Genomic DNA, 11,669 nt, shown 5'->3' on the forward strand with positions numbered 1-11,669 from the left:
GTTCCGCCAAATCAACAAATTTAACTTGTCTATCCAACGATTGTAGTTCGTCAATACATAGCTTAGCGATTTGACGACTTCGACTATTTGGATCCAAGCTCGAACTTACTACCAAAATGTACATGTTATCTCCTGTCGAATGCTAACGAATAATATGGACTCCCTCTCCCTGAAACTCCGCGTGCCATACTGACTCAGTACACGCTGAAGAACTGGAGGTTATCATGTCCAACATTCAAACTATTGGCGTTGACCTCGCCAAGAATGTGTTCAGTATTCACGGCGTTGATGCATATGGCAAGTGCGTCCTACGCAAAACTGTCAAAAGAAACAAACTGTTAGACACATTCGCCAATCTACCACCCTGCATCATCGGTATGTTTACAGGCTCAAACAGAGTCGGTATGAAAGCGGCATTTGAAGACGACAAAGTACCTTTCTCTCAGTCTGCGCAAGTGAATGAGTTTCCGGTGATCGATGATGGCTTTATTGATCACGGTACTAATCGACTAAAAGATGCGTACAACATCCATATCAATCGCTTGGAGTTATTGGATTTTTGGCGTGAAAATGATAATTCGCCTCATTGGGTTATCAATTTAATGAGAGAGTTGGTTACGAGCCAGCGGTCTCTCACACAGTGTGTTGACTTCATCAGGGAAGCCATCCGAATTGAAGAAGATCGCGACACCATTATTCAAAATCTAACCCAAACAGATAAGGCTGTGTTGCTTCTTTTGAGCGCCAATAAAGGCCTTTATAGCGAATCTTTGCAGGCTTTTGTTAAAAAGGTTGGCGGCAAAACTACACGTAGCTCCGTGCAGGCATCAGAGCGCAAACTCGAAACCAAATCACTGATTCGTCTACTTCCCAATAAGAAAGTGATTGTTGAGCCATATGGGTTAACTGATGCTATCTGGCGAGATATCGGCATCGACGACAAGTCATTCAATTAAGCACCAATGCAGCCATTAGGTTGCATTTTTTCGCTCAATATTGGCCAGTGAAATTAATAAAAATTAATAATTCACTTCCTGGCGAAAAGTGCACTACTTCTTAAAAGAGCATGGCATCGCGGAGCGGCAAATGGGCAAGAAAGGGTGTATCCATAATTTGGAGGTGGTGTATAAGATCGTCGATACCTGCAATCTCGCCTGCACCTATTGCTATTACTTTCGCGGTGACAGCTATCAAGGGCATGAACACCGACCAGATTATGCCAAGATTGAGACCACCACGCGCCTAGTGCAAAAGCTGTGTGAACTGCTGCAAGAGTATGAGGTGCAGGAACTGAGCCTGATCTTGCATGGCGGTGAGCCGCTGATGATGAAAAAATCGGAGTTCACTGCCCATCTGTCGATCATCCGCAAGGCACTGGGATCGGTGCCCATTTACTTACAGACTAACGGGGTGTTGCTCAATGAGGCTTGGTGCCAACTACTCAATAATCATAATATCCGAGTGAGCATCAGCCTCGATGGTAGTCAGGAATGGCATGACAAGCATCGGATCACCGTTGCTGGTCACGGAACGTATCATCGGGTTCTGAAGGGGATCGCCACGGCGCGACAGTGCCTGACCCAAGAAGAGGTCGGTATCATCTCCGTGCTCCAGCCTGACTTTGACTATCAGCATATCTGCAACCATTTTTCCAAAACCCTCGGCCTCAACACCCTCAGTCTTCTCATCCCGGACAGAACCTGTGAACCTCCGCTCTCAGAAGCGGAGGTTCAGGGTTACAGCCAGGCGTTAATCGATGCCTTTGATTTTCATGTCAGCGACGGGCAAGGACAGATCCGTGAAATCGCCTCGCTGCTGGAGAACTTTCAACGTTACAACGTCAATCACCACCATCACAACGCACAGACGTTCTACCCGGATGATCGCGTCTCAGTAAGTGAAGTGCTCACCATCCATACCAACGGTGACATCAATTATTATGATCTGGTGTACCCCGAAGTGGTTCTGGCTCAGTTTGGCTTGGTGAATCGGGAGTTCAATCTCGCCGACGTCAACCTGGGGGCGATGATCTTCTCCGACCGCTTACGGGCCGTCCGGGCTCAGGCAGAAGCGGTCGCCGATGACTGCCAAACATGTGAGTACGCGGGGTTATGCTATCAAACCGCCCCCGCCTACCGGGCAACCGCCGACGGATACAACTCACGCTCGGTGTACTGCCAGGTCAACAAGACGCTGTATCAGTATGTGGTGGACTGGTTGGTTGCTAATGGCTACCCCACTGAACTGATTGATCTCGCGCTCAAGGGCGCACCATCCCCAACGGCGCAACCGTTGGATCATTCATTAACTGTAAGGAACGCTTATGAATAAAGTTGTCGCACGTCTGTTAACTCCGCAAAAAACCGCGCCGAAGGGCGTGGCGCATTTGCACAAAAGAATCATACCGCACCACCACTCCCGTTGCTTGAAATAGCAAGTCATCCGGGAGTCATCTAAGTCAAAGCAGTGGTCTCCCCCCTTCCTTAGGGGGGGGACCACACAGTAAACGGACACCCCGCTGAGTCGGTCATCAAAGTAGGAACGCCTATGAATAAAGTTGTCGCTCGTCTGCTAACCCCAACAAACCCACCCCCGAGGTGTGTCGTGCACAAGGAGAAACCTCGCGCCGCCCCGAGTACGCACTACCGCTACGTCCGCTAAACGGTGTTCCCTGAAATCCAAGGTGACGCCACCGAGTTTCCGGTCGGCCACAGGGGGTATTATCCCCCTTTCTTGAGGGTCCCCTCCCCAGTAATCAGCCCCGTCAAACACCAACCGTAAATAATCGTTAATAAATAGAGAAACGCTGACCGCTTGTTTATCATGAGTGTTTGCTTTCATCATCGGCCCCTTACGCGCCATGCCCCTATCGTTGCTCTTCATTGCCGCCGTCACACCCCGTTTCGTTTCCGCGCGACGGGAGGTCTAGCGTGCGAGGCAATTCGGTCCGTGTCGACCTGCGTGATCATGAGTACGAAGTGGCGCTGTTTCGGCGCCGAGCCCTCGTGGCGATGCTCGCCGTCGTCGTGCTGACGCTGCTCCTGCTCGGCAACTTTTACTGGATCCAAGTCCACAACGTGGACCGTTACCAGACCCAGGCGGACAACAACCGCATCAAACTGCTTCCTCTCGCCCCGACTCGCGGGCGCATCTACGATCGCAACAGGGTGCTGCTGGCAGGAAATCGACTGATCTTTGATGTGCGGGTGATCCCCGAGCGCATCGAGGATATGGATGCCCTGCTCAAGGCGCTTCGCCCCGTCCTGTCACTCAATGATGAGCAGCTCGCCCGATTTAAGGGGCGTCTGCGCCGCACGCGCCCCTTTGTTCCCGTGACCCTCATCGAAGATCTGAGCGACACCGCCATCGCCCGCTTCTCGGTTCGCCAGCATCGCTTTTCCGGCGTCTACCTCGACACCAGCCTGCGCCGCGTTTACCCCTACGGTGAAACGCTGGCCCATGTTGTGGGGTATGTGGCGCGTATCAACGAGCAGGATCAGCGCCGACTCATCGCACAAGGCAAGGCCGCCAACTATCAGGCCACCCCCGCCATTGGCAAGCTGGGCGTTGAGCGCTACTACGAAGATCTGCTCCACGGACAACAGGGCTACCAGGAAGTGGAAGTAAACAGCCATGGCCGCGTCGTACGCACCCTACACCGTGTGGCGCCCGTCCCCGGCAACGACCTCATACTCAATATCGATATCAAGCTGCAACAACACGTGTTTGACCAACTGGGTCAGCGCCCCGGCAGTGCCATCGTGCTGGATCCGAGCGACAACAGTGTCCTCGCAATGGCCTCCAGTCCGAGCTACGATCCGAACCTGTTTGTCGAGGGGATCACCCATTCGAGTTACCAGGCATTACTGAGCGATCCGGCGCGGCCGTTACTCAACCGCGCGACCTTAGGCGTCTATCCGCCGGCCTCGACCGTGAAACCCTTTATCGCCGTTGCTGGCTTGCAAGAGCGGGTCATTTCCGCCACCACCCGCCGCGACGATCAGGGCGTGTGGCGCATTCCGGGCTCCGAACCCGACTCAAGGGCCTGGCGCGACTGGAAACGGTGGGGGCATGGCCCGGTGGACGTGAGCACCGCGATTGAAGAGTCGGTCAATTCGTTTTTTTACCAAACCGCGTTTGATCTGGGCATCGACCGGATCGGCCCCTGGATGCACCGATTCGGGTTTGGCCAGCCCACGGGCATTGATCTCCATGAGGAGAGCCAGGCCAACATGCCGACCCGAGCCTGGAAAGAGAGCCGTTATCGCATCCCCTGGTATCAGGGGGACACCGTGCCGATCGGCATTGGTCAGGGCTACTGGACCACCACCCCGCTGCAGCTGGCCAAAGCCACCTCGGTGCTGGTCAACCGTGGTCAGGTGAAACCACCGCGCCTGCTCAGAGCGATCCTGGCCCCGGGCGCCGACTGGCACACTCAACAGCGCCAGCACCCCTCGCCTCAGCCTTCGATTGAGGAGGTGTCCACCGACATCTGGGCGCTGTCGCTCAACGCCATGCAACGCGTTAATCATGGCGAGCGCGGCAGCGGTCGACGGGCGTTCCACGACGCCCCCTACCTGAGCGGTGGCAAGTCCGGCACGGCGCAGGTCTTTTCGCTGAGCGACGGCCAGGACTACGACGTCAGTGCGCTCGACACCCGACTGCATGATCAAGCCCTGTACACGGCCTTTGCCCCCTTTGAGCAGCCCGACTATGTCGCGACCGTGGTCATTGAACACGGCAACAGCGGCGGCCGGGTCGCCGCGCCCTACCTCCGTAACGTCTTCGATTACGCCTTCCAGCTTCAGGCCGAGCAAGCGGACGTCCCGCCCTCCTCATGAGGCTGAGCCGAATAGGTGACAGCGTCACTAAACCCCACTTACTCAGGACGACGAGCGCTCGCTCCAAACACAATGATCGGCTAAGTGTTTGAATGACAGTTTTGTCAATTGATCTAGATCAATAAAAGGTTAATTTTTACATTTATTAACAAAATAATCAGTACCAGAGCCTACAGTTAAAAAGTCAGTCGGCATTGTCTTTTTGCTCAGGGACAGGTGAACAAGATGGGAAGACGTAACCAAACCCTCGTTGACGAAGAAGTCAACTTTGACGCCTCGGAGGAGCTGGTCTCGACCACGGATCTCCGTGGCGTGATCACATACGCCAATGATGTGTTCTGCAAAGTCTCGGGCTATGCTCGAGAAGAGCTGATCGGTAAGAATCACAATATGGTCCGACACCCGGACATGCCCAAAGCGGCCTTTCACGATCTGTGGCAGCACCTCAAGCTCGGGCTGCCCTGGCGGGGCGCGGTCAAAAATCGCTGCAAGGACGGTCGGTATTACTGGGTGGATGCCTTTGTCACCCCGATTTATACCGACGGCAAGATCACCGGGTATCAGTCGGTAAGAAAAACCCTCGACAAACGATACAAAACGACCGCCGCGAGATTGTACCAGCGCGTCAACCTTGGCAAGCCTATTCAGCCGAGGGGCCAGATCCTGTTTGAGCGCTACAAGCCGTGGCTGTTTGTCGCCTTCGGCGCGGGCCTCGTCTACCTGTCGACCCACCTCTGGTGGTGTGCGATCCTGCTAGTCGGGTTGCCCCTGCTGTGGTTCCGGCAAGAGATCTTCACCATGGCCAGCTACACCCGTGAGCAACAGCGCACGTACGACAGTGTCTCCCGCTACGTCTTTTCCGGCCATACCCCCAACAGTGTAGGCGATTTTCACCTCAAGCTGCTGGAAGGCAAAGTCCGCACCATTATCGGGCGCATCATCGACTCGAGTCAGATCCTGGCCAACGGCTCCACCTCCCTGGACACCACGGTCAGTCAGTTAAAAGCGAGCACCGAGCAGGAAGTGGGTGAGCTGCTGCAGATCTCGACCGCCTCCGAGCAGATGACCCAAACCATTGATGAGGTCGCGCAAAGCACCGTCAGTTCGAGCCGTAAGGTCGAACAGGCCCACAGCGACTGCAGCGCAGCCAAAGCCGCCATGCGCCACACTATGGATGAGGTCACGGCCTTAGCCAGCGAAGTCGAATCGTCAGCGTCGTCCGCCATTGAGTTGTCCAAAGAGGCGGAAAAAATCGGCGGCATTATGCAGGAAATCCAGGGGATTTCCGAGCAGACCAATTTGCTCGCGCTCAACGCCGCGATCGAAGCCGCCCGGGCGGGCGAGCATGGCCGGGGCTTCGCGGTGGTGGCCGAAGAGGTCCGGGCATTATCGACGCGCACCCAGTCGGCAACCGAGCAGATCCACACCTCCATCTCTGAAATTCAGGAGACCCTGCTGGGCTGGTCCAAAACCATGGAATCCGGCAAGGAGGCGGCGGAAAGCTGCGTCAGGGAAACGCAACAGACCGAAGCTCTGGTGACCAAAGTGTACGATACGATTTCGGACATCTCCGATCTCACCATGCAGATCTCCACCGCGGCCGAACAGCAGAACATGGTGTCTCAGGAAATCACCCGCAACATTGCCAATATTCGCCAGGCGTCTGAGAACAACTTAGCGCAAGCCAAAGGGGTCGAAGATCAGGCCGGTGTCATCAAACACCAGTCGCATTCACTGGCCTCGCTGACCTTATCGTTTCGGGTGGGCGAGCAGTAACCGATATCCCGGAGCCAGTGGCTCCTGAACCCATAACCGTGCGGGGTGTGTACGGGAGGGGGTCGCCGCCATCCATGGCCTCCTCCCTGCCCACCATCACCGACTCGCTGATTGTCGGCTATTCCATCATCAAGGTGGCGATCTCCTTTCTCGCCGTGGCGGTGTATCTCCTCTGCTACAACGTGCTGATCCGCCTCTAGCGTCTGACCAGGTCCAGTGCCGTTTCGAACAAGACAGGTAAATGGGTGGACAGCGCGTATTTTCGGTTTCAAGACAGAGCACGGCGACACAGACACCCGTTGAACCGCGTTCGCATAACCTCACCGAATGGAGGGCGGGGAGAAGTCAGAAGTCACGATAGCCGAAATCAAGAAGTCGCAACGATCATCAATGACCAGGACTTGCACCTTAAATCACTCCCAACCGCTGGAGTTTGAGCAAGCACTGGTGAAAGTGACCAATGCGGTCATTCTTTTAAATATGCGGGCGCAACGGCTAGGAACATAGTGCTTAATAGCGTGTGTGGTCACCCAACGACGACCCTATCAATCATTCTGTGTACGCCATACTCTCACCGTAAGTCCTTAACCAAGTAATACACAGCGGTCGATACGGGATAATTCTCTAACGTCATTTGGCAGGAATAGCCAATCTTTTCGTAAAACGGGCGGGCTTGGAAGCTAAATGTCTCAACGTGCGAATATTGGCAACCTTGTGAGACGGCATGTGCTTCAAGTTGCTTTAGTAGATGGGTTCCCATGTTGCTTCCGCGCAACGACTCAGTAACCCACAACAACTGAACATGAAGCCAACGCCCAAAAATTTCTGCGGTAACACCGGCTACTTTTTCTTGCTCATTGTTGTAAACATAGAGCGCAACAGGCTGCTTAGTTACGCCATCAAGATGCTCATCACTAAACGCTCTAAGATGTGAACGGATTTCCTCAATGTCGCGAGTTGTTGGACTCAAATCTAGCGCAATTTCCATCGTTATTCCTTGTCTAGTCTGCCGTGTTAAGTGGCGCACAATGCGATCACCCAACGTCAACACTGAAACCGAATCAAACCAAACGGCCAAGATGTATAAACTCATTACCATCACGGACTCGCTCATTATCGGCTATTCCATCAGCAAAGTGCGGGCTCATTTATCGCGGTGGCGCTGTATCGCCTCTGGCGTCAGTCGCGCACCTGGCCACCCCCGCCTCCTCCCCAGAAAGGCACCTAGAGCGCTCTCCCCAGCAGCTTATCTGAGTAGGCAATGATCCCCTTCGCACCAAATCCATACTCCCCCCTTTGATAGTTGAAATAGGTGAGCGATGCCTGATCACGCGCCGCTTCCACGAGCGTGTTACCCAGTGGGTCGATGACTCCCGTCGGCGCGGTTTGGGCGAACGTGGACGCGTTGACTGAAATGACCGTCAACACATTCTCAATCGCGCGCGTTAACAGATGAGACTTGATAAGCGACAATCGATGCGCATCGGGGACGGGTTGTACATCACAGAGGCTGACAATCGCCACGTCGACCTGCTCTCGGTAGAGCTCTCGGAAATACTCCGGGAAGCGGATTTCATAACACACCCGAACGCCGATTCTGACCCCGTGGATCTCAACAATGCCGTTGAAATCACTCTCCGAGACGAAGTTGTCTGCGTCCCAACCCCACAGTGCCCGCTTGTCATAGTACTGCACCTCACCAGAGGGAGATATGATGGCGACGGAATTGGCGACCTTGTCCCCACACGGACGGATCAGCCCCAGAAACACATGCATCTGCTTGTCCTTCACCAACTGGACGATTTCCTCGAACGCCGCCGCCTGCTGCTCGAAATCAATCTCGGCCACCGAACGAATTTCTACCGGGGGATAACCGGACAACGCGCACTCCTGGGTCACCAGGACTTGGGCCCCCTGCTGTTGTGCGTCACGGATCGCCTGTTTAATTTGGGCGTAGTTATCGTTGGGATCACGGCTGACAGGGAACTGCAGTAACGCAAACTTCATCGGGTACTCCTTACATCGTCGGTCCTAGACAATAGAGAATACCCTGCCGTCGACAAATTGCACGCCTCAACATCGAGAAGACCATGACACGACGCCTCATGCCAGCCCCATTGACGCCCAGACCTCGTCAGGGTCTGGGCATAAGCCGCCGGGCTTACATCCAGCCGCGTTCGGCGAAGGAGACCACGCCCTGATAGGAGACGACAAAGTGATCCAACACTCGGACGCCGATTAACGCCAGGGCATCGCTCAGACGTTGGGTCATTCGGCGATCGTGCAGGCTGGGTTCGGCCTCGCCGGAAGGGTGGTTATGGAAAAAAATCACCGCGGCGGCGTTGGTGAGTAAGGCGGCTTTGGCGACTTCGCGCGGGTGAACCGTAGCGGCGTCAATCGTGCCGGTGAACATTTCCTGCGTTGCGCGTACTCGATGTTGGCTGTCGAGGAACACAACGCCGAACACTTCGTGCTCTCTGGCGGCCAGCAGGTGCTGACAGAAGTCTTTGACCAACGCCGGGCAGGTTAACGCGGGCTGCTCCAGGGTGATCAGTTTCGATTTGAGGATGTCGGCCGCCTGAGCGAGGGTGGCCTGCTCCTGAGCGGTAAAGAGCGCGTAAAGTGAGTTGTCAGTGGTTGCAGTCATGGCTGGTGTCCTTGTGCTGATGGGGTTATCGCCTGACTGTCCGGACGACGGTCATGGTTCGGGTCTGCAAGGGCGCGCCGCGTTCATCTACCCTTGCAGGCCAGGTTCTGATCGTCGACGGTTCAAAGGAAGACGCGATGGCACCCGTCGGCACACGCCCGCCTTGACGGCCGCAGACTCACTCCCCCGTCGCGCCTGAGCAGCCCCCTCGCGGCCTATACCGTTCTCCGCCCAGATCACCCGACAGCAACCGACCTGCCCGACCTCATCACCCAGTAAACGTCATTCACCGCCGTGCGTACAGGACCCCGTCTCCCACCGCCCCTTGGGTGCGCGATTGATTTAACTGACGATAATCGTTAGAACGAGATCACCGCGTAACCAATCAAGGCGTAACGGAACAAGAGGGAGAAGGTGAAGGCCAGTGACAGTGGCGCCCGACTGAAGGTTGACGACGTGCGCGTAGGCCAGTTTTAGTTGCATATGATGCGATTTGACACTGCAGTGCGCTCCCCTATTTTACGAGACACATGATGACACGCGTTTTACTTCTCCTTTCACTGGGTTTGTCCACAACGGCATTCGCTAACTGTTACGGTACCGACACCTACAAGACGTGTTACGACAATTGCGGTAACACTTACAGCGTACAGCAGTATGGCAATACCACGTCGGTTCAAGGGTATAACAGCCAAACGGGCTCCCGCTGGAACCAGTCAAGTACAACCATTGGTAACTCGACCTTTACCAATGGGACGTCAGCTGACGGCAATTCCTGGAACAACACAACCAACCGAATCGGTGATACCTCGTTCACCACAGGCATTGACTCAGACGGCAACGCCTTCTCTTCCACGTGTAACCAGTACGGCTGCTACTGAGGAGTCATGACGCGCTGATCTCCTTCCGCTGGCGCGTCAGTCGCCTAACCCGTTAACGGGTGTCTCTGCGAGTAGGCTCGGTGACCGCCGAACGCGCGTTGTTGCGCAACCACTTAAGCCCTTCACGTTGAGCGAGCCCCTGAATACGTTGCTGTTCAATGAACGACTCGACCGCGTGAGCGTTCGTTTTCGAATACTCGCGCAACGCCCAGCCAATCGCTTTCTGGATAAAGAACGCCTCATCAGCCTGATTCTCCCGAATGATCTCAAACAGCAGACGCTCGTCCGTGAGGTGTTTAAACTTGAGTTGATACAGCAAGGTGGTGCGCCGTAGCCAGAGGTTGTCCGAGCGACGCCAACGCTGGAGGGCGTCTTGGGTCTGGTCAGGGTGGTTGATGGACAAGGCGGCCACAATGTGTGAGGCGAGCAAGTCTACGGTGTCCCACCAGGATTTGGTGGTGATCAGCGCTTCCACCTCCGCCAGGAAGATATGTGACAGTGGCTTCTTGCACTTGATGAGCAAATCGACCGCCACCAGTTGATACTCACGTTGAGGCTGTTGCCACAGCTCACGGACAACCGTGGGTAACGCACCGAGATCGGGCAGTTGCGGCTGGGCGAACAACGCCTTCAGCGCCGCCCTTCGTTGCGGAGATGGAATGCCATAGAAAACAAACTGATCACGCATGTACGCTTGCATCTGCTCAGCTCTTTCCTGGTTGGCCAAGGGGGCCAGTGCGGCTTTGACCGCCATAGTCCAACTGTGCATGGCTTCAGTCCTCCTCATTATTCACCCCACTCTACAACCATTTTTCGATCAGGATTTCATCGACGTATTCGCCATAAACTTTCGCGTGCTTTTTCTCGACGCCGACGACCTCAAAGCCTTGTCGAATGTACGCCGCTAACGCGCGCTCATTATCACGGCGGACGTAAGCAAACAGCTTTTCATAGCCCTTCTGTTTTGCGACCTCAAAAGTCGATGCAAACAGACGTTTTGAGATCCCCTGCCCCCGGGCACCCTCACCAACAAACATGCCGATCACGCCAACGTGATCAAACGCTTTGGTGTATTGCGCGACAGGCTCAATATTCTGGAAACCCAAAATCGCAGCACTGCGCTCACAACACGCCACGCGCCGGAAACTGCGCAATGAAGGCTTTTTCTTCTTCGGGGGTAAAAGGGGGTATCCAACACCGTGTATAGCCCTTCCTCAATGATGGGATTGAGGACATGGGTAATACCTTCCGCGTCCTCTGGTGTCGCTTGACGTACGACGACATTCATTCACAAAACTCCTGTTAGTGTTCCATTTTTGGCTTTATGGCCCCCTCCTGGCGCCAGTCAGTCCGACGGGGGAAAGTATACCGACCAGGGGCTTTGTTTCCTAATTCAATGGAACTAAACGTTAACTCTGGGATCTGATCTGGGAAGTCCACTGCCTCGCTCACAACATGCCTAAGCCCAAGTACAAAACGAAAAACTGGCCACAATACAATCAATCACTTATCAATAGAGGCTCT

General features: G+C 54.8%; 9 protein-coding genes and 2 pseudogenes. 6 read left to right on the forward strand and 5 right to left on the reverse strand.

Annotated elements, in window-relative coordinates:
- Positions 1 to 224: 224 nt before the first annotated feature.
- From ELS82_RS22290 to ELS82_RS27385, 5 genes and pseudogenes are all read left to right on the forward strand, one after another.
- Positions 225 to 380: pseudogene (locus ELS82_RS22290) on the forward strand (IS110 family transposase); the annotation flags it as partial.
- Positions 381 to 1,086: 706 nt separating this feature from the next.
- Entirely contained in the window at positions 1,087 to 2,331 is a 1,245-nt protein-coding gene (locus tag ELS82_RS22295) for a radical SAM protein (RefSeq protein ID WP_134837407.1), read from the forward strand.
- A 599-nt stretch (positions 2,332 to 2,930) separates the two neighbouring features.
- A complete protein-coding gene (mrdA, locus tag ELS82_RS22300; protein WP_279630714.1) occupies positions 2,931 to 4,841 on the forward strand; it encodes a penicillin-binding protein 2 in 1,911 nt (636 codons plus the stop codon).
- A gap of 225 nt (positions 4,842 to 5,066) precedes the next feature.
- Complete coding sequence (locus ELS82_RS22305; RefSeq protein ID WP_134837408.1) at positions 5,067 to 6,617, forward strand: methyl-accepting chemotaxis protein; 1,551 nt, start codon at positions 5,067 to 5,069, stop codon at positions 6,615 to 6,617.
- A 74-nt stretch (positions 6,618 to 6,691) separates the two neighbouring features.
- Entirely contained in the window at positions 6,692 to 6,817 is a 126-nt protein-coding gene (locus ELS82_RS27385) for a hypothetical protein (protein WP_279630715.1), read from the forward strand.
- A gap of 371 nt (positions 6,818 to 7,188) precedes the next feature.
- Here the strand turns inward: ELS82_RS27385 and ELS82_RS22310 are convergent, their stop codons facing one another.
- The 3 genes from ELS82_RS22310 to radC all read right to left on the reverse strand — a co-directional run bounded on the left by ELS82_RS22310 (position 7,189) and on the right by radC (position 9,264).
- Positions 7,189 to 7,605: a GNAT family N-acetyltransferase gene (locus tag ELS82_RS22310; protein WP_167489464.1), complete on the reverse strand. Its 417-nt coding sequence runs from the start codon at positions 7,603 to 7,605 to the stop codon at positions 7,189 to 7,191.
- Between the two features lie 236 nt (positions 7,606 to 7,841).
- Positions 7,842 to 8,624 carry a carbon-nitrogen hydrolase family protein gene (locus tag ELS82_RS22315; RefSeq protein ID WP_134837410.1) on the reverse strand — a complete coding sequence of 261 codons (783 nt, stop codon included), beginning with the start codon at positions 8,622 to 8,624 and terminating at the stop codon, positions 7,842 to 7,844.
- A gap of 154 nt (positions 8,625 to 8,778) precedes the next feature.
- On the reverse strand, positions 8,779 to 9,264 hold the full coding sequence (gene radC, locus ELS82_RS22320; RefSeq protein WP_134837411.1) for a RadC family protein: 486 nt from the start codon (positions 9,262 to 9,264) through the stop codon (positions 8,779 to 8,781).
- Positions 9,265 to 9,794: 530 nt separating this feature from the next.
- Here radC and ELS82_RS22325 point away from each other — a divergent pair.
- Positions 9,795 to 10,145 carry a hypothetical protein gene (locus ELS82_RS22325; RefSeq protein WP_208733250.1) on the forward strand — a complete coding sequence of 117 codons (351 nt, stop codon included), beginning with the start codon at positions 9,795 to 9,797 and terminating at the stop codon, positions 10,143 to 10,145.
- Positions 10,146 to 10,197: 52 nt separating this feature from the next.
- Here ELS82_RS22325 and ELS82_RS22330 read toward each other — a convergent pair whose 3' ends face one another.
- Both ELS82_RS22330 and ELS82_RS22335 read right to left on the reverse strand, forming a co-directional pair.
- Positions 10,198 to 10,914 (reverse strand): DNA alkylation repair protein, encoded by a 717-nt coding sequence (locus tag ELS82_RS22330; RefSeq protein WP_134837412.1) that lies wholly within the window; start codon positions 10,912 to 10,914, stop codon positions 10,198 to 10,200.
- Between the two features lie 31 nt (positions 10,915 to 10,945).
- Positions 10,946 to 11,433 (reverse strand): annotated as a pseudogene (locus ELS82_RS22335) (GNAT family N-acetyltransferase).
- Between the last annotated feature and the right edge of the window lie 236 nt (positions 11,434 to 11,669).

It is taken from the genome of Vibrio ouci (genome assembly GCF_004551525.1).
In the GTDB taxonomy this organism is placed as follows: Bacteria; Pseudomonadota; Gammaproteobacteria; order Enterobacterales; family Vibrionaceae; genus Vibrio; species Vibrio ouci.